The sequence below is a fragment of the Halobacillus hunanensis genome (assembly GCF_900166655.1).
In the GTDB taxonomy this organism is placed as follows: domain Bacteria; phylum Bacillota; class Bacilli; order Bacillales; family Halobacillaceae; genus Halobacillus_A; species Halobacillus_A hunanensis.
The window spans coordinates 972703-992843 of record NZ_FVZB01000006.1 but is presented as its reverse complement, the minus strand read 5'-3'; the positions used below and the strand labels follow the sequence as shown (position 1 = coordinate 992843).

General features: G+C 41.8%; 19 protein-coding genes and 1 pseudogene. 12 read left to right on the top strand and 8 right to left on the bottom strand.

Going from position 1 to position 20141, the window contains the following annotated elements; genetic code table 11:
- Positions 1-36: 36 nt before the first annotated feature.
- From kynB to recQ, 3 genes are all read right to left on the bottom strand, one after another.
- Complete coding sequence (gene kynB, locus B5354_RS10505) at positions 37-657, bottom strand: arylformamidase (protein WP_079528525.1); 621 nt, start codon at positions 655-657, stop codon at positions 37-39.
- A 12-nt stretch (positions 658-669) separates the two neighbouring features.
- Positions 670-1944, bottom strand: coding sequence for a kynureninase (kynU, locus tag B5354_RS10500; RefSeq protein WP_139377101.1), 1275 nt, complete (start codon positions 1942-1944; stop codon positions 670-672).
- Positions 1945-2026: 82 nt separating this feature from the next.
- Positions 2027-4177, bottom strand: a complete 2151-nt coding sequence (gene recQ, locus B5354_RS10495) for a DNA helicase RecQ (protein WP_079528521.1) — start codon at positions 4175-4177, stop codon at positions 2027-2029.
- Positions 4178-4283: 106 nt separating this feature from the next.
- On the opposite strand from recQ, the gene B5354_RS10490 reads away from it, so the two are divergent.
- The gene (locus B5354_RS10490; RefSeq protein WP_079528518.1) at positions 4284-5222 is read left to right on the top strand and encodes an NADP-dependent oxidoreductase; all 939 of its coding nucleotides are present in this window, start codon (positions 4284-4286) and stop codon (positions 5220-5222) included.
- Between the two features lie 352 nt (positions 5223-5574).
- On the opposite strand, the gene brnQ is transcribed toward B5354_RS10490, so the two are convergent.
- On the bottom strand, positions 5575-6894 hold the full coding sequence (gene brnQ / locus B5354_RS10485; RefSeq protein ID WP_079528515.1) for a branched-chain amino acid transport system II carrier protein: 1320 nt from the start codon (positions 6892-6894) through the stop codon (positions 5575-5577).
- 274 nt (positions 6895-7168) lie between these two features.
- Between brnQ and B5354_RS10480 the strand changes: the two genes are divergently transcribed.
- The gene (locus B5354_RS10480) at positions 7169-9019 is read left to right on the top strand and encodes a cation:proton antiporter (RefSeq protein WP_079528513.1); all 1851 of its coding nucleotides are present in this window, start codon (positions 7169-7171) and stop codon (positions 9017-9019) included.
- Positions 9020-9074: 55 nt separating this feature from the next.
- Here B5354_RS10480 and B5354_RS10475 read toward each other — a convergent pair whose 3' ends face one another.
- Positions 9075-9254 (bottom strand): SE1832 family protein, encoded by a 180-nt coding sequence (locus tag B5354_RS10475; RefSeq protein ID WP_079528511.1) that lies wholly within the window; start codon positions 9252-9254, stop codon positions 9075-9077.
- A 479-nt stretch (positions 9255-9733) separates the two neighbouring features.
- Between B5354_RS10475 and B5354_RS10470 the strand changes: the two genes are divergently transcribed.
- Complete coding sequence (locus B5354_RS10470) at positions 9734-10612, top strand: GNAT family N-acetyltransferase (protein WP_079528508.1); 879 nt, start codon at positions 9734-9736, stop codon at positions 10610-10612.
- Positions 10613-10643: 31 nt separating this feature from the next.
- On the opposite strand, the gene B5354_RS10465 is transcribed toward B5354_RS10470, so the two are convergent.
- Complete coding sequence (locus B5354_RS10465) at positions 10644-11711, bottom strand: AI-2E family transporter (RefSeq protein ID WP_079528506.1); 1068 nt, start codon at positions 11709-11711, stop codon at positions 10644-10646.
- 207 nt (positions 11712-11918) lie between these two features.
- On the opposite strand from B5354_RS10465, the gene pepT reads away from it, so the two are divergent.
- The 4 genes from pepT to B5354_RS10445 all read left to right on the top strand — a co-directional run bounded on the left by pepT (position 11919) and on the right by B5354_RS10445 (position 14936).
- On the top strand, positions 11919-13151 hold the full coding sequence (gene pepT / locus B5354_RS10460) for a peptidase T (RefSeq protein WP_079528503.1): 1233 nt from the start codon (positions 11919-11921) through the stop codon (positions 13149-13151).
- Positions 13152-13417: 266 nt separating this feature from the next.
- Positions 13418-14212 (top strand): TerC family protein, encoded by a 795-nt coding sequence (locus tag B5354_RS10455; RefSeq protein WP_079528501.1) that lies wholly within the window; start codon positions 13418-13420, stop codon positions 14210-14212.
- Between the two features lie 68 nt (positions 14213-14280).
- The gene (locus B5354_RS10450) at positions 14281-14472 is read left to right on the top strand and encodes an SE1561 family protein (RefSeq protein WP_079528499.1); all 192 of its coding nucleotides are present in this window, start codon (positions 14281-14283) and stop codon (positions 14470-14472) included.
- Positions 14473-14477: 5 nt separating this feature from the next.
- On the top strand, positions 14478-14936 hold the full coding sequence (locus tag B5354_RS10445) for a GNAT family N-acetyltransferase (RefSeq protein WP_079528497.1): 459 nt from the start codon (positions 14478-14480) through the stop codon (positions 14934-14936).
- Between the two features lie 6 nt (positions 14937-14942).
- Here B5354_RS10445 and B5354_RS10440 read toward each other — a convergent pair whose 3' ends face one another.
- Positions 14943-15863 carry a hypothetical protein gene (locus B5354_RS10440; RefSeq protein ID WP_079528495.1) on the bottom strand — a complete coding sequence of 307 codons (921 nt, stop codon included), beginning with the start codon at positions 15861-15863 and terminating at the stop codon, positions 14943-14945.
- A gap of 141 nt (positions 15864-16004) precedes the next feature.
- Between B5354_RS10440 and B5354_RS10435 the strand changes: the two genes are divergently transcribed.
- Both B5354_RS10435 and B5354_RS20495 read left to right on the top strand, forming a co-directional pair.
- On the top strand, positions 16005-16451 hold the full coding sequence (locus B5354_RS10435; RefSeq protein WP_079528494.1) for an OsmC family protein: 447 nt from the start codon (positions 16005-16007) through the stop codon (positions 16449-16451).
- Between the two features lie 199 nt (positions 16452-16650).
- Positions 16651-16875, top strand: a complete 225-nt coding sequence (locus tag B5354_RS20495; RefSeq protein WP_079528492.1) for a hypothetical protein — start codon at positions 16651-16653, stop codon at positions 16873-16875.
- 264 nt (positions 16876-17139) lie between these two features.
- Here B5354_RS20495 and B5354_RS10425 read toward each other — a convergent pair whose 3' ends face one another.
- The gene (locus tag B5354_RS10425) at positions 17140-18795 is read right to left on the bottom strand and encodes a glycoside hydrolase family 13 protein (protein WP_079528491.1); all 1656 of its coding nucleotides are present in this window, start codon (positions 18793-18795) and stop codon (positions 17140-17142) included.
- 194 nt (positions 18796-18989) lie between these two features.
- On the opposite strand from B5354_RS10425, the gene B5354_RS10420 reads away from it, so the two are divergent.
- The 3 genes and pseudogenes from B5354_RS10420 to B5354_RS10415 form a co-directional block, all read left to right on the top strand.
- Positions 18990-19325, top strand: coding sequence for a hypothetical protein (locus B5354_RS10420; protein ID WP_079528489.1), 336 nt, complete (start codon positions 18990-18992; stop codon positions 19323-19325).
- 92 nt (positions 19326-19417) lie between these two features.
- Positions 19418-19585, top strand: a complete 168-nt coding sequence (locus B5354_RS20750) for a hypothetical protein (RefSeq protein WP_245804756.1) — start codon at positions 19418-19420, stop codon at positions 19583-19585.
- Positions 19582-20070: pseudogene (locus B5354_RS10415) on the top strand (undecaprenyl-diphosphate phosphatase); the annotation flags it as partial. The gene B5354_RS20750 and the pseudogene B5354_RS10415, both read left to right, overlap by 4 nt.
- Positions 20071-20141: the final 71 nt, after the last annotated feature.

Genomic DNA, 20141 nt, shown 5'->3' with positions numbered 1-20141 from the left:
AGCTCTTGCGCGTATATTGGCGCAAGAGCTCTTTAGTTACATTTGCCGCAAAACCGCACGGACAGGACTGCCATCAGCCTGGTCCATTTTAAGCGGAAATGCCATAAGTTCGTATCGGCCTGGGGCAACATGATCAAGCACAATACTTTCTAAGATAAGCACATCGTTGTTATAAAGGGAATGGTGAGCGGGTAGGTTCTTACTTGTTTCAGCGTCGACAGATGGGGTGTCGACACCTATCAATTCAATGCCTTGTTCTTTTAAAAAAGGACCAACATCTTCACCAATCACAGTATAACTCTCTGGAAATTTGGTGCGGTCTTTCCAGCTGGTGGACCGGAAAAGCACCTTACTGACACCTTCAAATTCAAACGCTTCTAGATCCTTTCTCGTGATCGTCTCTTTCCCCTCCATGTTAAGAACAAGAGCTTCTCCCATAAAACGTTCGACCTGAATTTCAGCCATTTTCAGTCCATTAGAATCATAGTGGAAAGGGGCATCGACATGTGTACCGATATGATTGCTTCCCTTATGACTGCCGACATTAACAGCTCCCGTTTCTTCCATGGATGCGGTTAGTTCGTAGCGGAAAGGCTCGTCCCCTGGCCAAGGTGGTGTTGAATCATTGAGTGTCATGGAAATGTCAATTAGTTTCATTAGATTTCCTCCCTAAGCAATAGTGTCGCGCTCATTTTTGAATTGTTTATATTCTCCACTTTGTACAAGTTCCTTGAGTGTCATCATAACTTGATAAAGGTCGGAATAGGAAGTATAAAGGGCGATGGGGGCCAGACGGATCACATTCGGCGCACGGAAATCAGGAATGATTTGCTTGGCCTTTAAGGCTTTACAAATGCTTGCTGCTTCTTCATGAATTATGCTGACATGTCCGCCTCTTCGTTCATCTTCCTCTGGGTTAGCAATCGTAAACCCGAATTCGCTCAACTCTTCATTAACAAAATTTATTAAAAAACGAGTTTGTTGTAAGGATTTCTCACGAATTCGTTCTATTCCCGCTTCTTGGAAAATTTCCAGTGAACCTATGAGAGGTGCAGAGCTTAAAATATGTGGTGTTCCGATTTGAAAAGCCCCCGCACTCTCAGCCTGTGCAAGGTTATGATCCATATCAAATTGTTTATCTTTATTGGAACTAAACCAGCCGGCCAGCCCTGGTTTCTTTCCAAGGTGTTTTTCATGTACAAACAGGCCGCCAACTCCTCCAGGTCCGCTATTCAAATATTTATATGTACACCAGACAGCGAAATCGATTCCCCAGTCATGGAGTTGATGGGGAAGGGCACCAATGGAGTGGGCTAAGTCGAACCCAATGATGATGCCACGCTCATGAGCAGCTTTCGTGATTGTAGGGATATCGAGCAGCTGGCCGCTTCGATAAAGAACCGATGGCAGAAGAATTAGAGCCACATCCTCTGTCATAGCATTGATGATCCTATCTTCAGATAATGTCCGTCCATCCGCACTCTCTACCTGTACCAAATGTTCCTCTGGATCATATCCATGCAGCTCAAGCTGACTTTTTAAAGCATAAATGTCAGAAGGAAAGTTCAGCGTATCCGCCAAAATTTTTGTCTTTTTCCCTGATGGCTTATAAAACGTTGCCAATAGTTGATGAATGTTAGTCGTGATAGAACCTGTATTAATGACTTCCTCAGGTTTAGCCCCAAGCAATGGAGCTGTCATCGCTCCGAGTTTTTCGGACAGGTAAAACCAGGGCTGTTTCCCCTCTGTCCATCCATTGATGCCAAACTGCTTCCAATCCTGAAGAGAAGTTAGTAAAGCCTGTTCAGCCCTCTTGGAAAGAAGGCCGAGAGAATTTCCATCCATGTAAAGTATATTCTCAGGTAAATAAAATTCAGTCTTGAATGATTGTAACGGATCGTGATGGTCTAGATTAGCAGCCAGATCGTTTGTAAGCCTTTCCATAAACAATTCCACCCTTCTTTTTTTAAAAAACTCTTTCTACTACCATAACAAAAGAACTGCCATGATAGACAGTTCATTTTGATTATTTCATATAACCGTGTTTAACGAGGACTGCCTTTATTAATCGGTATGTGTATTCTTCAGGCAGGGCATCTTTTAAGGGTTTTAGCTTTTTCTCATTCAATTTGCTGTAAGCCATGAGGACATTTTCTTCTTGTTCATCATTGAACCAGAGCTCCCAATTGATCGTTTTGCCTTCGCCAGCCGAACGGAAAAGATGGTTTTCTACGGTCTGCGCACTCATTCCCCGTTCTTCGGCAATGTCATCGATGGTCTTCTCTGCATCTACCCACATGTCATACGTAATTTCATGGCTAGGTCTCGGGTCAGTCGGATCCTTTTTATGCATGGAGGGCTTTAGAGATTCGCTAGGCCGATGCTTAGGGCGTGATTCTGTTTCTTCAGCCCAAGGATGAATTTTTTCTAAAAATAGTTCCCCGTATTGTTCGAACTTCTGCTCCCCGATTCCTTTAATTTTCAGCATTTCCCTTTTGTTTTGAGGAAGGTAAATGGTTAATTCTTTAATCGTAGCATCTGAAAAGATTACATATGGGGGCAGGTTAGCTTCATCTGCCAGTTCCTTTCGCAGCGTACGCAGGGCTTCAAATTTTTCTACATCATAGTTAATTTCCTGATCAGAAGTAGTGGTTTCGACTAACATTTTTACGGGTCTTTCACCTTTAAGGACAGAAACGGACTCTGGGGTGAGTTGTAAGGTCGGATATCTTCCTTCTCCTGGACTTAACAAACCTTCAGCCGTTAAAAAGTTAATAAATTGAGTAAGTCCTCTCTCCGTATACCGGGATAAAATTCCGTACGTGGACAGCTTATGAAACTTAAATTGTAACACTTTTTGATCAGAGGACCCACGCAGGACCTTGGCTGTTAATCCTGCTCCGAACCGTTCTCCCATCCTTTTCACACATGAGAGCACCATTTGAGCTTCTCGAGTCATGTCCTGTTCTTCGCCTTCGTATAAACAGTTGGAACACTTTTCACAAGGTTCGTGTGGGTGAGGGTCAGCAAAGTAGTCTAATATATACTGTTGAAGACATACATGGGTATGGCAGTAGTTGACCATAGACTGCAGCTTCTGGTATTCATCTTTTTTCTTGTCCTCACCCATCATAGACTGGTCAATAAGAAAGCGCTGTAAGTGGATATCCTGGCCGGAAAAAAGCAGCACACAATCACCAGGCTCCCCGTCACGTCCAGCTCGTCCAGCTTCCTGGTAATAGGATTCGATATTCATAGGCATCGAGTAATGAATCACGTATCGAACGTTTGATTTATCGATCCCCATACCAAAGGCGTTGGTGGCTACGATCGTAGTTGTTTCATCTTGAACAAAGTCACCTTGTACTTGCTTACGTTGGTTCTCAGTCATCCCTGCATGATATTTTCCAATAGAAAAACCTTTCTTAGCCAGGAAATTTTGCAGGTGATCGGCATCTTTTCTAGTGGCGGTATAGATGATTCCTGAATCATGTGGCCGTTGTTCCAGGTACTCAAGAATAAAGTCACGCTTGTCGCGTCCTTTAACGAGTCGAAAAGACAAATTGCTTCGTGCAAACCCGGTGTTAACGACTGAGTCATCTGTGACGTCGATAAGCTGCACTATATCCTGTATTACTTCTTGTGTAGCTGTTGCTGTTAACCCCATAATAACGGGAAGGTTAGGAATTTGGTAAAGAGTTTGTACAATTGAACGATAGCTTGGTCTGAAGTCATGGCCCCATTGTGAGATACAATGTGCCTCATCAAAAGCGATTAGAGATAATTTAATCCTTTTAATCGTTGAAAAAAATGATTGAGAATCAAATCGCTCCGGAGCAACATAGACAAACTGATAGCGCCCCTGCTCCATATCAGAGATACGGCTTCGCTGTTCTTCGAAGGACAGCGAACTGTTTATATAAGTAGCTGCAATTCCATAAGAGGTTAGGGCGTCAACTTGGTCTTTCATCAGCGATATGAGTGGTGAAATAATGATAGCCGTTCCCTCTAATGTAAGACCGGGTATTTGATAACACAGCGATTTCCCTCCGCCAGTCGGCATGACAGCCAGTGTGTTTTGATGAGTCAATACACGCTGGATGGCTTCTTCCTGGCCGGGGCGAAACGAGGTGAATCCATAATATTCTTGTAAATATTTTCTAGCCTGTTCGATCATATTAAGATCATCCTTTGCAAATTCTTTGTCTATCGTATCATGTTTTGATTTAGTTGAAACGGGAAAAATTCAGATACAAAATAAATTATGAACGGAGGATAAAGGAATGAAGGCAATTGTAATAGAGCAGTATGGCGGGAAGGATCAACTGATAGAAAAAGATGTGCCTGAACCAGAAATTAAGCAGGATCAAGTTTTGGTCGAACTTCATGCCACATCAATCAATCCGATCGATTGGAAGTTAAGGGAAGGATACTTAAAGGAAAAATTAGATTTTGACTTTCCTATTATATTAGGGTGGGATGCAGCTGGAGTTATTAAAAAAACAGGAAGTGCTGTGCAGAACTTTAACGTCGGCGACCGTGTGTTTGCACGTCCTGAAACAACGAGAAACGGTACGTATGCCGAGTATGTCGCAGTTGATGAATATTTACTTTCCCGTCTTCCAGAGTCGATTTCTTTTGAAGAAGCAGCAGCCGTTCCGCTTGCAGGTTTAACGGCTTGGCAATGTCTGGTTGACTTTTCCGACGTCTCGAAAGGTGATCATGTTCTCATTCATGCTGGGTCCGGCGGGGTAGGACATTTTGCAATTCAAATTGCGAAAGCATTTGGAGCCACTGTTTCGGCTACGGCTAGTGGGAAGAACAAGGAGTGGGTAGAGAAACTTGGTGTAGATCGATTTATAAATTATAAGGATGAGGATTTTTCTGAAGTCCTAAGTGATGTTGACATTGTCCTTGATACAATGGGCGGGCAAATCCAAGAGAAGAGCTACGAAGTGTTGAAAGAAGGCGGCCGCATGCCTTCCATTGTACAACCACCAAATGAGGACACGGCCAGTAAACATGGAGTAAAAGCCGGGTTCGTATGGCTTGAGCCAGATGGAGACAAACTGAGCAAGCTAGCAGACCTTATGGTAGAAGAAAAAATAAAACCCGTCATTGGACATCAATTTGACTTTAATGAAGTTGGGTTGCAGGAAGCCCACGAGCTGAGTGAAACGCATCACGCTAAAGGTAAAATTGTTATTCCTATTACATCATAAAAATCGGAGGCTGGGACATAATTGAATATCTAAAGTAAAAAGACGAACGAAGTGCTGTTTAAGCGAAGTATATTTTCGCAGCGGTTATATGCACCAATTACAGTTTTACTTACGTTCGGATTTTCAATTGATAAAAATACTTTTGTCCCAACCTCTTTTTTGTAGCCGTATGACATCAATTAATTGAAATCCAAACAGCTCCGATACCAGGTACTGGCATATAGAAGCTTTGGACGGGCATATTCGTTATTAGAGGTCAAAGTCTTGATGTAAAAGTCAGTGTGATGGTGATGGATCGGTAAGATAAACAGGGCAGTTCTCTCATAATACTGTTGAGAACTGCCCTGACTTATTATTTGTTTGTGACGACCCTGGATGTTTTCGTAGTGACAGTCCAGTGAATAATAGCCCCAATAATAGCCCCGACAAACGCTGGCAGAATCCAGCTCAGATTTATTTCTGAAAACGGCAAGGCCTGAATATAAGGGGTTACAGACTTAAGTGGAAATCCGGCAGCCACGAGCCCGTCGTATAAACTTATGACACTTGTAAACAGAATGGCTCCTCTGTAAACATAGGGCGAATGGTGAATGATTCCTCCTGTAAAGGTAAGTATAATCAAAACGATCGTAATCGGATAAACAAAAACCAGCACAGGAACAGAATAGGCAACGATTTGATTCAATCCCATGTTTGCAATAGCCAGACTGATAATGGTTACCGCTAAGGCGACACCTTTGTAAGTTAGACCTTTGAATCGGCTGCTGAAAAACTGCCCACAGGCAACGACTAGTCCAACACAAGTTGTAAAACATGCCAGCGCTACAATGATTCCGAAAAGTAGGGTGCCTATATTACCGTACATGATGTTAGCAGCCCCCGCGAGAATCGCACTACCGTTCTCGTATGTCCCTTCTGTAGCCATTTTAGCACCGATCCAGCCTATGGATACATACACACTTGTTAAGCCGATGGCTGCAACGCTTCCAGCCTGGAAGGTGCGAAGTGTGAGCGTCTTGCTGTCAGATATTCCTCGTTCACGAAAAGTGGTCACGGTTATGATTCCAAAAGCCAGGGCAGCTATGGCGTCCATGGTGAGGTAGCCTTCGACGAAACCAGTAAAAAACGGCTGTGAACTATATTTTTCGCCAGGCGGCTGAATCTCACCATCTAGCAAAAAGAAGGCACCGACGACTAATCCAATAATAGATATAAATAAAGCAGGTGTTAACATTTGGCCAATTCGATCCACAAGTTTGGACGGATTTAAACTTACGAAAAAGACTAGTCCGAGAAAAATAGTGGTAAATAAAAACAGTCCCAATGAAGAGGACTCACCAAGCCATGGAGCTAGTCCAGATTCAAATGCTACACTCGTTGCTCTTGGAATTGCGAAAAGCGGTCCGATCGTTAAATAAACAACCGAGATGAATATGATTCCAAATAGAGGGTGGACTCGGCCTGCAAGTTGTATAGCCCCTCCTCTTACAAGTGAAATAGCAACAACGGTTATGATAGGTATTCCTACTCCAGTTAATATAAAGCCAATGATAGCTGGGAAGTAAGAGGTACCAGATTCTATACCAAGTGAAACGGGGTAAATTAAGTTTCCGGCTCCAAAAAATAATGCAAAAAGTGTAAAGCCGATAAACAGGATATCTTTTTGTTTCATGACGTTTTCCTCCTCTACGATGTTATCCTATCTAACGTAAAAAAGAGCTTCTCATGGAGAAGCATCAATCTTCTTTTTTCAGTATTTATCACCGCAGTAATATTATCAATGTCAAAAAATTATGTCAATGTTTTTTTATGTTAATTTATCGGTAAAGGCAGCGTTTTCATATTTGTCTTCATTTCTTTTTGGTACAAGATAGTTTACAGATGTATGGTTGCCATATAAAATAAGTCTCGATACATATCCTTTTGAAGATAAGGAGTTATTATATATGATCGATTCACTGTTATTTGAAGTCATGTTAGTTGGCGCACTGGGAATTGGCTCACAATGGGTCTCATGGCGCTTTCGGTTGCCTGCCATTGTTGTGATGTCAATTGTTGGTTTACTCGCTGGGCCTGTTTTAGGATTGATGAATCCTGAGCAGGACTTTGGCGAATTATATAGCCCTATTATTTCACTCGCAGTTGCAGTGATCTTATTTGAGGGCAGTCTCAACTTAGATTTTAAAGAGGTAAAGGGACTGGGCAGACCAGTATTTCGTGTAGTAACCATCGGTGCCTTTATTAGCTGGATACTTGGATTACTGGCCGCCCATTATATGGCTGGTTTATCATGGGCTGTTGCCTTCGTGATTGCAGCTTTATTTATTGTGACAGGGCCAACGGTTATCTTGCCTTTATTAAGACAGTCTAAACTGAAGCCCAGGCCGGCAAAGATTTTAAAATGGGAAGGAATTATCGTTGATCCGATTGGGGCACTGCTTGCTGTTTTTGCCTTTGAAATAACAGAGTTCATTGTAGGAGCGAATCAATCTCCGACGGCTTTGTTATCGTTCTTCCTGGCCGCCATTTTTGCGGTAATGCTCGGGTATGCTTGCGGTAAAGGAGTAGGCTGGATGTTTGAAACCGGCTATGTTCCAGAATATTTGAAGTCTCCTGTCGTCCTCATGGTGGTAATAGCGTGTTTTACGATAGCTGATGAAGTGACACATGAAACAGGACTGTTATCCGTTACAGCAATGGGAATGACGCTTGCTAATATGCATATATCATCCATTGCAGACATGCGGCATTTTAAGGAAAGCATTTCACTTGTGCTTACCTCCACCATCTTTGTACTTTTAACGGCTTCTCTAACACGTGAAACATTGATGCAGATTTTTAATATCGAGATCATTGGATTTGTTCTCTTGATGTTGTTTATCGTCCGTCCGTTATCGATCTTTCTTTCCACGTGGGGGACAGATCTATCCAGGTCTGAAAAGATATTGGTTGGGTGGATTGCCCCTCGCGGGATTGTTGCTTTAACCGTATCTGGTTACTTTGCAAGTGTGTTATTGGATGCAGGTTTTGAGGATGCCTCAATCTTAACATCCCTTACCTTCGCACTCGTATTTACGACTGTAATGGCCCATGGCTTTTCCATTGGATGGTTATCGAAAAAACTCGGCCTCTCCATGGAAGGCCCGCCTGGTGTTCTGCTTGTTGGCGGCAGTAAATTCACTACCAAGCTTGCTAAAGCATTACAAGATGTCAAAGTTCCTGTCGTCATAAGTGATTCTTCGTGGGAGAGACTATCTTCAGCACGCGCAGAAGGTGTTAAATCCTATCACGGAGAGATTTTGTCGGAGCAAACGGAATATAAATTGGATATGACTCCGTATGAATACATGCTGGCGGCTACCGAATTTGATTCTTATAATGCATTAGTGTGTACGACGTTCGTTCCTGAATTTGGACGCAACAATTTGTTCCAGCTAAGTTTAAGCAAGCGCGAAGGCGACAAACTTGAAGATCTCGTTCATACGATCGGAGGGCGAGTATTATCAAATCAAGGAGCTTCGTGGGAAGAACTGAACCAAATGGTTGAACATGGATATGTGTTTAGAAGAACAAATATTACTGGGCAATATACGTATCGGGATTACCTAAATAACATTGATGATCAAGCTATTCAAATCTTCGTGAAAAAGCCGAGTAAGAAAGTGGAATTCTTTAGTGAAGAAGTTGAAACGAGAGTAGAACAGGGAGATATCGTAGTTTCCTTGACTCCGCCGAAAAAAGAATTCGAAAAGATTCAAGAGAAGTTAGAAAAGCAGCGAAAAGAAAAGGAAAAGTAACTAAAAAGCAGAAAAATCGGCGTGCGATCAGATCGCACGCCGATTTTTCTGTATGTTATTTCACTTCAGCTAATTTTTGTTTCAGTTCCTTTAACTGATCCTCCATGCGTGCCAGCTGTAATTCAGCGTTCTGCACGTTAGCTCCAGCTGCTTCAAGCTTATCCAGATCACCTTGTATCCGTATATAATCAGACTTTAGAGCAGCAATTTCATCCTCAATTTCTTTCCTCGTCATACGATCACCCCTTTATTTACTATTGTAGATGTTGTGTCAAGAGGGTATAATAGTGGAAATTTTCTAAAGGTTAATTCCGTTAATCCTTATTTGGTAAAAACTTCGTTACCACAGCAAGGTTGATTTCCACTTCGAGCATTTGTTTTCCGCAAGGCTGGGACAAAAGTTTCTTTAGCAAATGAAAATTTGACCTAAGTAGGAACATGATCGGTGCATATAATCTGCTTCAAAAAATATACTTTGCTTTCCGCGGGCGGCTGTTGAGCCTCCTTGTGCTGGCGCACTACAGGACGTGCCGAACTTAGTCGAACTTCTTCTGTTGCTTTCCGCAGGAGTCAACTGCCCTACGCTTCAATCAACCGCCATACCTAAGTAGTGTATTTCCGAAGCAGGTATGTGAAGTCATAGTTTTTGCTTCTTATGTCATAACGACTATCTTTAGAAAACAGACTAGAAGGGTTATTAAAGGGGGAATTGTCATGATAAGAATCGAAGAAACTGCAGACGCAGCTGGTTTTGCCAGGCAGGCTGAACCATTATTGTTACAGAAAGAGGCTGAGAATAACCTTCCACTCGGCATTATCGGGCGTTGGAAGCATGGATCGGAAAAGGATTCTTCTGCCTCTATGCTCACCATTTACAACGGTGAAGAGCCTGTTTACATAACACTCCGAACTCCGCCGCATTTATGGATTTTGCCTGCTGTATCAACCATTAATCAAGAGAGTGTGACTCATTTAGCTTATTTCCTTTATGAGAATGAATATGAAGTGCCAGGCGTACTTGGAGAGTCTGACGCGGTGCGATGGTTCGTGGAGGCGTGGGAGAAATGCAGTGGTCAAGCAGGGGCTCTGCATATGAAGCAGGGCATTTATCGATTAGATCAACTCAAACCCGTTATAAAAAACGATGGGGAGCTAATCGTTGCGGAGCAAAAAGATTACCCTCTGTTAGTAAAGTGGCTTACAAAATATGGGCATGAAACAGGAGAGGGTTTTCATAAGGAACGAGCTGCTCAACTAGCAGGCGATATGATCTCTGATCAAAGAATGCACCTTTGGCAGGTGAACGGCACCATTGTATCGATGGTTTGCCGGGCGCGGACCACCCCTAATGGAGCCACTGTAAATGCTGTTTTCACTCCAGATGAATATAAACGCAGAGGCTATGCCACTCAGGCTGTCGCCTCTTTAACTAAAGCATTATTAGCAGAAGGATATGACTTCTGTGCTTTATACACAGACTTGGCTAATGAGACCTCGAATACCATTTATAAAAAAATCGGCTACAACCTTGTAGGCCAATCGCTCGTATATCATTTTGCATCTCATCATAATAAGCAATCCCCGCACCTATAATCCTGCAAGTTTTATAGGCTCAGGGATCTTTTTAATGCTCTGGTCTATTTTCCAGCCATTCATGATAGAAATGGGTAATTATTGTTTTTACCAGTGCATAGGTTGGAATGGCAAACAGAAGACCAAGGAAACCTGCCAGACTGCCTGCAGCGAGTATGACAGTAATGACCGTTAACGGATGAATATTAAGAGCTTTCCCCATCACGTTAGGGGAGACAAGGTTTCCTTCAATTTGCTGAGCAACAACCATTATGATGGCCACATATAAAACCAAAATCGGTTCTTGAAATAGTGCAACTAGAATAGCGGGAATAACCGCTAAGAAAGGACCGACAAAAGGGATGACGTTCATCATCATAGCGAATAAGGCCAGTGTTAAAGAGTAATGCAAGTCAATGATTAAGTAGCCCACAAGCAAAATCATTCCGACGAACACACTGACCGTAAGCTGGCCGATAATAAAGGAGTTTAATGTATGATCAAGAGATTTAGCTAGCTTTTCAAAGCTTTTCCCGATACGTGCATTCATGAATTGACGTAAAAACGGAACAAGCTTGTCACCATCTTTCAGCATAAAGAACAAAAATAACGGGACTAAGATCAATGCAAAAACAAAGCCGATAAACTGACTGATCACATCGATCATGATCGTTGATGCTTGTTTCAAGTAGGATTCTAGATTTTGAATCACATTGTTAATCGCACTATTGAACTGATCTGGGATAATAGCCTGGTTCTGCTGCCAGTAATTGATGGTATCACTAACCATCTCCACCATAGTAGGAAAAGTTTCAATTAACTTTGAAAATTGCTCCTGAGCGATAGGAGCGATAAAGCGGGTGATTAAGTATCCAATGAAAATATAAAGCAAAAAGACTGATAAAATAGCAAACAATCTTGGCACTTTATACTTTTCCAGGAAAAGCATTACGGGTCTTGAAATATAAAATAGGATTCCTCCGCCGATGAAAGGAATGGCTATTGCCGCTAGATAAGTGAATATAGGGGCAAAGAAAAATTGAATTTCATGTATGAGTAAAATAAATAATGAAGCTAGAATACCTGCGATCAAAGTTTGAAACCAACGTTTATGAATCATGAAGACACACCTTTATGTATGAAATGACTATCTATAAAGTAATTCTTCCCCGGTTATGAAATTCCTGCTTGAAAATGGAAAGTGTTCATGAGGGAAAATAAATATGCTATAAGATTATCACTATTCCTCTATCGTTGAAAATATGTCCAGAGGATTATATGGTAGAGAAGATAAAACGTTAATCCAATAATACTGAGGGTGAAAATGATGAAAGAACAATTATTGAAGCGGTTTACAAGTTACGTGAAGATCGACACACAATCAAATGAATCCAATGACCAGTGTCCTTCTACGGAGGGGCAGCTAGTGCTTGCTAATCAATTGGTAGAGGAACTCAAGGACATTGGAATGGATGAGGTCACCATCGATGAAAATGGGTATGTAATGGCTACACTACCTGCTAACGTTGACAAAGACCTTCCTGTCATTGGTTTTTTAGCGCATGTAGACACAGCAAGAGATTTTACTGGGAAAGACGTCTGCCCTCAGATCGTTGAGAATTATGATGGAGGTGATATTTCGTTAAATGATGAAGTCGTGCTATCCCCTTCAGATTTTGAGGAACTTCTTGCATACAAAGGACATACCTTGGTGACGACAGATGGTACTACTTTGCTAGGTGCTGACAATAAAGCTGGTGTGGCGGAGATCATGACAGCGATGCAGTATCTAATCAATCAACCTGAAGTAGAACACGGTAAAATACGGGTTGCTTTTACTCCTGACGAGGAAATTGGGAGGGGACCTCACCTATTTGATGTGGAACGATTCGGTGCAGAATTTGCTTATACAGTAGACGGCGGTCCATTAGGTGAACTACAGTATGAAAGTTTTAACGCAGCTGATGCGACGATCACTTTTGATGGCAACAGTGTTCATCCAGGGACGGCAAAAGGCAAGATGGTCAATGCTTCGAAACTTGCGATTGAGTTTATTGAGCAGCTTCCGAAGCAAGACGCACCTGAGTTTACCGCTGAATATGAAGGCTTTTATCATCTAGTTTCATTTGAAGGAGATGTAGAGAAGGCTCAGTTATATTATTTAGTAAGGGATTTTAATAAACAAGAATTTGAAGCGAAAAAGCAAAAACTGCATTCGATTGCCGCACAAATAGGTGCCAAATATGGAGAGCATCGCGTCAGCCTGGAGGTTCATGACCAATATTATAATATGGGGGAGAAAATTGAACCGAAAAAGGAAATTGTGGATGTGGCGTACCAGGCGATGACAAACTTGTCTATTCAACCGATTGTCCAGCCCATTAGAGGAGGCACTGACGGTTCACAACTTTCCTACATGGGGCTGCCTACACCGAACCTGTTTACTGGTGGTGAAAATTTTCACGGTAAGTACGAGTATATCTCATTAGATAATATGATGAAGTCTACACAAGTGATCGTAGAAATTTGCCGCCTGTTTACTGAAGGAATACAGAATTAGCTAATGGAATTAAATTGATCAATGAAACAGGACATATACCTGTTGACAATTGATGTAATCATGCTATGATGATAGCAGAATTAGTTTCCCTTAAAGGGGAGTAGCTGCAAAGTAAAGTCGTCATTTCGGGAATACATCCCCGGCTTTACTGGCAACGAACGTTGTTAGCGAGACCTTTACCCACAGAGGTAGAGGTCTGTTTTTTTATGATCTTACCATTGTGGTGGGATCATTTTTTTATAAAAAAAGGAGAGTAAATCAAAATTATGGATGCTCAATTACTGATTGAATATGGGTGGGTATTACTCGTTCTTGTTGGGTTAGAAGGTATTCTAGCTGCTGATAACGCTCTAGTGCTAGCTATTATGGTAAAACATTTGCCACCTGAAAAAAGGAAAAAGGCTTTATTTTACGGATTGTTAGGTGCCTTTCTTCTACGCTTTGGTTCGTTATTTGTTATTTCGTTTCTCGTTGATGTCTGGCAAGTCCAGGCACTTGGGGCCGCCTACTTGCTGTTTATATCTGGTAAACACTTGTATGATAAATGGAAAGATAAAGACAGGAACGAACCAGATCCTGATGAAGTAGAGGTAGATACAGACGGTAAAGGAAAAGGTTTCTGGATGACTGTTTTAAAAGTTGAACTGGCTGATTTGGCCTTCGCTGTTGATTCTATTTTAGCTGCTGTTGCGCTGGCCGTAGCATTGCCGGAAACTCCGTTACCACCAGTTGGAAGCCTAGATGGCGGACAGTTTGCCGTTATCTTGACCGGCGGGATGATCGGAATCATTATTATGCGTTTCGCGGCCAACTACTTCGTGAAACTCCTTAAATCCCGACCAGGCCTTGAGGTGGCGGCCTTTATTATAGTCGGCTGGGTAGGGGTGAAGCTGGCTGTTTCCACACTAGCCCACCCTAGTATTCAAGTGTTGGATGAGCATTTTGCCCATTCAACAACATGGAAGCTATTCTTCTACTCTGTACTCGTATTGATTGCGGTTGGAGGATGGTTTTTATCAGGTAAGAAAAAAGAACCACAAAAGCAAGATCAAACCGGTTAATAAATAAATGGGAGTCTTTTTCGAAAGGGCTCCCCATTTTATACCTACATACACTAGGAGGGAAAACTATGGGGAAGGCTGCCGAGACTCAATCTGAGCAATTCAGATATGTGAAAAACCGTATTCAAATGCTGCACCAAGTCGTTGAAACGATGGACCCTGAACAGGTGGAGCATGAAGACTTCTTACGGGTTCTGGATATGATTGAACAACTGCAGTTGAAAATGCAGCGTTTTAAGAAGGATTGGGAAAAGGAGTAGAGTCTATGACAATACAATTTCATCCTATTACTCAAGATGAAGCAGAAGAGGTTGTGGAGTGGCACTATCAAGGCGAATACAGTTTTTATGATATGAAAGAAGGCAAGGAAGATTACGAAGAGTTTATCGATCCTGAACAGAGAAGCAAGCATACACATAGTGCATGGCGGGATGGAGAATTGATTGGCTTTCTCACTAATACCCCCGTGGATGTTGATACTATTGATATTGGACTGGGCATGCATCCAGATTTGACTGGGAAGGGAGAAGGCCAATTATTTTTACGAAAGGGTCTGCAGTTTGTTTATGAAAATTATGCCCCTTTGAAAATCACACTATCTGTTGCTGTTTTTAACAAAAGGGCGATAAAAGTTTATGAGCGAGCAGGCTTTGCAGTTGTGAAGTCCTTTCAGCAGCCTACGAACGGAAGTATATATGAGTTCGTCAAAATGGAAAAAGCCTGATGGGGATTAGGTCGCGACTTTTCCATAGTTGAGCAGAGACTGAAGAGCTTCATAGGTAAGAACACCACGCCATTCTTGCTTCGCTTGCTCCCAGCTATCCATGTACTCATTCCATTCCCATGGAGGCTCGATAAATGGTTGGTCCTTTAATTTTCCCATCACAAACTGCAGGTTTTCCTCAATCTTTGATGTCGGAATTCCTAACGATGAATGATTTGGAGCAGTAGTAAATTTCAATGGGGAAGGCACATAATCCTGCCACTTTTCCTGATCTAAAACGACGAGGGATTGAACAGCTTTATGTAATTGATCAGATGCCTCTGGCGTTAGCAAGTTAGGGTGTAACTGAAAAAAACGCTGATAACAGTAGATTTCATGCTCAGACTCAAATACAGTTAAATTCATAAAATAGTCCATACATTGCTTGCCCAATTGATCTACATCAAGACGTGTTACGGCTTTGCGGTAGAGAAGCAGGTATCCGATGATTTCCGCGCTGGGATTCCCCCAGTGATGATCAATCCACGACCTACCGTCAGCATGCACAGTCCACCAGAAGGCATGCGGATAATGGTTAACTTCTGGCGGCACAGCGTACCATCCCTGTCTCTTGGTATCAAACTGATCTTCGAAATATATAAGCGCTGATTGGATCATTTGATTAGCTTGAGGATTGTCATCGAGTTGTACTAACAATTGCATAGCTGCAGACGTAGCGATCGGAGAGGAATGGGGCAGCCTGATGTCAGCCTCCAACCCATTTCCAAACCCGCCATCTTCATTTTGAAAGGCAGTTAGAGCTGTGACTATGTCTTGTTCATGGCCACCTTTCATCAATTGTTTCAATCTCGCCTTTTCCAGCTCTCTCCCATGCTTAATGATCCAGTTTGCTGCACGTTTATAATGATGTTCTGATAATTTTTGCATTCAATCAGCCCCTTTCTATTGCTTAGTTTCGCTACGGATGGACAGAAATCCTTTTTCAAAAATAAGCAAATGACTTCATTAATGAATACATGCTCGTTTACAATAAATGAATATAGAATGATTTGAAAAGGAGCAAATACGATGGCATTTCACCACTTTCATCTTAAAGCAAACTGGCCAGGCGGCCGTAATGAAGTAGGATCGATTGAAGCAGATAAATTAAAAACAAAAATTTCAATTCCAAAAGAAATGGACGGACCGGATATTGGTACGAACCCTGATGAAATGCTATTAGGAGCAGCAGCAACTTGTTACATTATCAGTTTAGCGGCCATGATCGAGCGGGCTCATCTTCCATTAAAGGAGATGGACATGGAATCTGAAGGGATTGTCGATGTGACGGACGGTGTTTTTACGTATAAGAAGATCATCCACAGACCAAGAGTTATCTTGAAAGAAGGGGCAACTGAGAAGCAATTAACCAGTTTAAAAAGACTAGTTGATAAAGCAGAGAAAAGTTGTATGATTTCTAGAGCAATTCAAGGAAATGTAGAGCTTGAAATGGAAGCAGATCTCGGTATTGAATAGGAACGTTAGGGAAGCCTTTGTCGTGAAGTGACAAAGGCTTTATTTGAAAGGATATTCAGGATATGAATTTCACGCTGGGTTTTATCATTACATACATGTATTACTTTATCGCTTTGTTCGGCGCTTCCTATATAAAGAATGGGGGAGATGTTTGGACTGAAATTTTTCTGAAACAGATGGTTTATGGATTTTTCGTAACATGTTAGGCTGCGCTATTGTCGATTTATTGATTCAAGGAAAGGTTAAGCTGGTTCTGCCAATGGCGGGGTTAGCGGGTATCGTATATGGTTCAGGTCTGTTGCTTCTTTTTAATGCAGGGCCGGTTCCTTTTCTCGTATTATTCGTGTTTTCAGTTCTAACAAGTATTGGTTTCATGCTGTTTCGTGCAATTAGAATGAAAAAGAAGAGGAGAGGACAAGACTAAATCATACAAAAACCCAAATATTCTATTAAAGTTCGGCTTATTGTGTGTCAATAAAGAATTTCTACCAACTCTCCCGCATTCCGTGGGCACGGCCTCAGCTTCCTCAGAAAGCAAAGAACGCTTTCCTGCGGGATCTTCGACTCGCGCTGTTCCCACAGGAGTCTGCGTATTTTGACTACGCTAATGATCTGCGTTTATACTATTCAATTTTATATCGTTCGTTTTTTGACATCATTGCTTTACTTATAGCCCAGCCTCTTAAAGTTAAAATAAGTAAACGTGTGCTTCATACGGAGCCAGATGTAAATGTTTTGTGTGATGACCGTGAGCTTCCAGTTGGTTGGTGAGAAGTAATGCCTCTCTCGTTAAAGTGTAGTCACTTTCAAACTGGGCTGCTTTCCCTGTTAAATTCGCAATGATAAGGGCCGTCTGACCTTCATATGTCCGTGTGTAGGCATACACCTGAGGATCATTAGGATCCAGCAGATTATAGGTTCCATAAGTGAATAGGTCATGTTCTTTTTTCAATCGGATCAACTGTTTGTAATGAGTAAGGACAGAGTGTTCATCCTGTTCTTGATGAGCGACATTGATCTTTTTAAAATTAGGATTAATCTTCATCCACGGCTCACCCGTAGTGAAACCAGCTTGATCACCAGCTGTCCATTGCATAGGTGTCCGGCTGTTATCGCGAGAGGTGTTCCAGAGTATGGGCATAATCTCTTCATGTGACCAGCCATCGTCACGTTTATTTTTATAAAGGTTCTTTGCTGCAACGTCATCATAGTCTTCGATGGATTCATAGGAGACATTTGTCATGCCTATTTCCTGACCTTGATAAATAAATGGAGTTCCTTGCATGAGGAAATACATTGTAGCTATAGATGTTGCACTCTCACGCCAGTATTCTTGGTCATTTCCCCATGTAGAAACAGATCGCGCCTTATCATGATTTTCAGTAAATAACGCGTTCCATCCGTCATTTTCGAGTCCTTTCTGCCAGCGGGTCAGCACTTGTTTAAGCCCAACGACATCAAGCTGTTGCTCGGCTTCATAATCCCAAAGGTCAAGATGCTCAAATTGAAATACCATATCCATTTTCCCTTGTTCGCCTACCCAAAGATGGGCGTCTTCTATACTTACACCATTCGCTTCGCCAACTGTCATAACGTCATAATTCCCATACGTGCGATCCTTAAACTCTTGCAGGAATGTTTGGATTCCTTCCTGGTTCATGTGTTTGTCAAAAGAGGACACATATCGTTTGTTATCAGGATTCGGCATATCAGGAAGACCTGGTTCCTTTTTAATATGACTAATGGCATCAATTCGAAAACCATCAATACCTTTATCCAGCCACCAGTTTACAGTACTATAGAGTTCTTCACGGACCTCAGGATTATCCCAGTTCAAATCAGGCTGTTTCGTTGAGAATAAATGCAAATAATATTGATTTGTCCCTTCATCATATTCCCAGGCTGATCCCTCAAAAATGCTCTCCCAATTGTTCGGCTCTTGACCATCTTTACCATCACGCCAAATATACCAGTCCCGCTTAGGATGATCCGATGAAGAGCGAGATTCAATAAACCATGGATGCTCATCACTTGTATGATTTAACACCAGGTCAATGATCAGTTTCATGTCCCGCTTGTGAACTTCATCTAATAGTTGGTCAAAGTCAGCCATCGTCCCGAACTCATCCAGGATATCTTTGTAATCAGAGATATCATATCCGTTATCATCCTTTGGAGATTTGTATATAGGGCAAATCCAAATAAAGTCTATCCCTAAATTTTTAAGGTAATCAAGACGACTGATAATGCCTTGCAAGTCACCGATTCCATCCCCGTCTGAATCTTGAAAGCTCCTTGGGTACACTTGATACCCAACTGCCTCTTTCCACCAAGTTTTTTCCATTCTTCTGCCCCCTGTGCAACTTGTGCAAACGTTTTCCTAAACTATGTCATATCTTATACGATTTTATGGGGTTTGACAACAGAAATAATGTCATTCAGGTCCTGATTCAGATAAAGAAAATCAGGTTATATTTATTGTTTTTATCACTTGATATAATAAGACTTGAAATGCAATAGAAGAGGGGAGTGGTTAATATGAGAAAGGGTCTGCTGGCAGGGTTAGGTTTAATTATGTTGTTTTTTATGATCTGGTTGCAGCCAGCTGCTGAGCTTGAGAGTTATGCAGCACAATCTGCGGATGAACCAGTGGAACTGATGGCCTATGTAGATGCTGAGCTGAAAGCTATCCCGTCCACACAGTCAACCGTGGTACCGATCTGTAAAAGCAGAGCTTTCTTGCCCGCCTTAGTTGTTAATCCAGCCCCCAAGCAAATGTCGATCCCTGATAAATTCAGCTTTCAAAGGCTGTACATATCGGAAGCAATAAGGGGTATCGATGTAATGAAATATCAATCTCATTATCTCGTATAAGTCATATACAAATTTTTCAAAAACACTTTTATTCACACATTAAATAGTTGTGATCAATTTAGACTTGAAAACAGATTAAAGGAGATTTGTATATGACATCTAAAATTAAATCAGGTAAGAAAGAAAGGTTCGAATATTATGTTATGTCGGTTATTGTCCTGCTCTTGTTTTTCGGTACCATTGTGTTAGCAGGCGCATTGACAGGGACAGATTGGGCAGCATATCTCCCGGACTTCTCGTGGGGCGCGCTCTGGATATAGATGAGCATTTGTTCTCGACATCAACCGTATTATTCGGTCTTGTAGTGGGGGCTTTTCTGATGATAGCAGCCGACTTATATAGTACAAGTTATCAGCACAAGCGGACTCTTGATCAGATTACCTATAAACAGGCCTTGGTTATTGGTTTGATTCAGTGCTTTTCACTTTGGCCTGGCTTTTCAAGATCAGGCTCTACGATCTCAGGTGGTGTACTGCTTGGACTGAACCACCGTGCTGCGGCTGATTTTACATTTATTATGGCCGTGCCGATTATGGCAGGAGCGAGCTTTCTCTCTCTGTTAAGTAACTGGAAGTACTTCACACTGGATGTACTTCCTTTCTTTACCGTTGGTTTTATTAGTGCGTTCTTATTTGCCTACGTGTCCATTCGTTTTTTCTTGAGGATTATTGGGAGAGTGAAACTCATGCCTTTTGCCATTTATCGAATCGTTCTTGCTCTTGTTGTTTATATGATTTATTTTTAACGATTCACCTGTAAGATACGGCTGTTATAAGGGTTCTCATTAGATTATTAAAAGAAAATATATTAATCTTA

What these genes read in the sequence shown, in the direction of transcription:
- B5354_RS10425 (WP_079528491.1), bottom strand. Translation starts at nt 18,795, where the DNA reads ATGGAAAAAACTTGGTGGAAAGAGGCAGTTGGGTATCAAGTGTACCCA.
- kynU (WP_139377101.1), bottom strand. Translation starts at nt 1,944, where the DNA reads ATGGAAAGGCTTACAAACGATCTGGCTGCTAATCTAGACCATCACGAT.
- B5354_RS10490 (WP_079528518.1), top strand. Translation starts at nt 4,284, where the DNA reads ATGAAGGCAATTGTAATAGAGCAGTATGGCGGGAAGGATCAACTGATA.
- B5354_RS10435 (WP_079528494.1), top strand. Translation starts at nt 16,005, where the DNA reads ATGGCATTTCACCACTTTCATCTTAAAGCAAACTGGCCAGGCGGCCGT.
- brnQ (WP_079528515.1), bottom strand. Translation starts at nt 6,894, where the DNA reads ATGAAACAAAAAGATATCCTGTTTATCGGCTTTACACTTTTTGCATTA.
- B5354_RS10480 (WP_079528513.1), top strand. Translation starts at nt 7,169, where the DNA reads ATGATCGATTCACTGTTATTTGAAGTCATGTTAGTTGGCGCACTGGGA.
- recQ (WP_079528521.1), bottom strand. Translation starts at nt 4,177, where the DNA reads ATGATCGAACAGGCTAGAAAATATTTACAAGAATATTATGGATTCACC.
- B5354_RS20750 (WP_245804756.1), top strand. Translation starts at nt 19,418, where the DNA reads ATGACATCTAAAATTAAATCAGGTAAGAAAGAAAGGTTCGAATATTAT.
- kynB (WP_079528525.1), bottom strand. Translation starts at nt 657, where the DNA reads ATGAAACTAATTGACATTTCCATGACACTCAATGATTCAACACCACCT.
- B5354_RS10440 (WP_079528495.1), bottom strand. Translation starts at nt 15,863, where the DNA reads ATGCAAAAATTATCAGAACATCATTATAAACGTGCAGCAAACTGGATC.
- B5354_RS20495 (WP_079528492.1), top strand. Translation starts at nt 16,651, where the DNA reads ATGTTAGGCTGCGCTATTGTCGATTTATTGATTCAAGGAAAGGTTAAG.
- B5354_RS10475 (WP_079528511.1), bottom strand. Translation starts at nt 9,254, where the DNA reads ATGACGAGGAAAGAAATTGAGGATGAAATTGCTGCTCTAAAGTCTGAT.
- B5354_RS10465 (WP_079528506.1), bottom strand. Translation starts at nt 11,711, where the DNA reads ATGATTCATAAACGTTGGTTTCAAACTTTGATCGCAGGTATTCTAGCT.
- B5354_RS10455 (WP_079528501.1), top strand. Translation starts at nt 13,418, where the DNA reads ATGGATGCTCAATTACTGATTGAATATGGGTGGGTATTACTCGTTCTT.
- B5354_RS10420 (WP_079528489.1), top strand. Translation starts at nt 18,990, where the DNA reads ATGAGAAAGGGTCTGCTGGCAGGGTTAGGTTTAATTATGTTGTTTTTT.
- B5354_RS10470 (WP_079528508.1), top strand. Translation starts at nt 9,734, where the DNA reads ATGATAAGAATCGAAGAAACTGCAGACGCAGCTGGTTTTGCCAGGCAG.
- B5354_RS10450 (WP_079528499.1), top strand. Translation starts at nt 14,281, where the DNA reads ATGGGGAAGGCTGCCGAGACTCAATCTGAGCAATTCAGATATGTGAAA.
- pepT (WP_079528503.1), top strand. Translation starts at nt 11,919, where the DNA reads ATGAAAGAACAATTATTGAAGCGGTTTACAAGTTACGTGAAGATCGAC.
- B5354_RS10445 (WP_079528497.1), top strand. Translation starts at nt 14,478, where the DNA reads ATGACAATACAATTTCATCCTATTACTCAAGATGAAGCAGAAGAGGTT.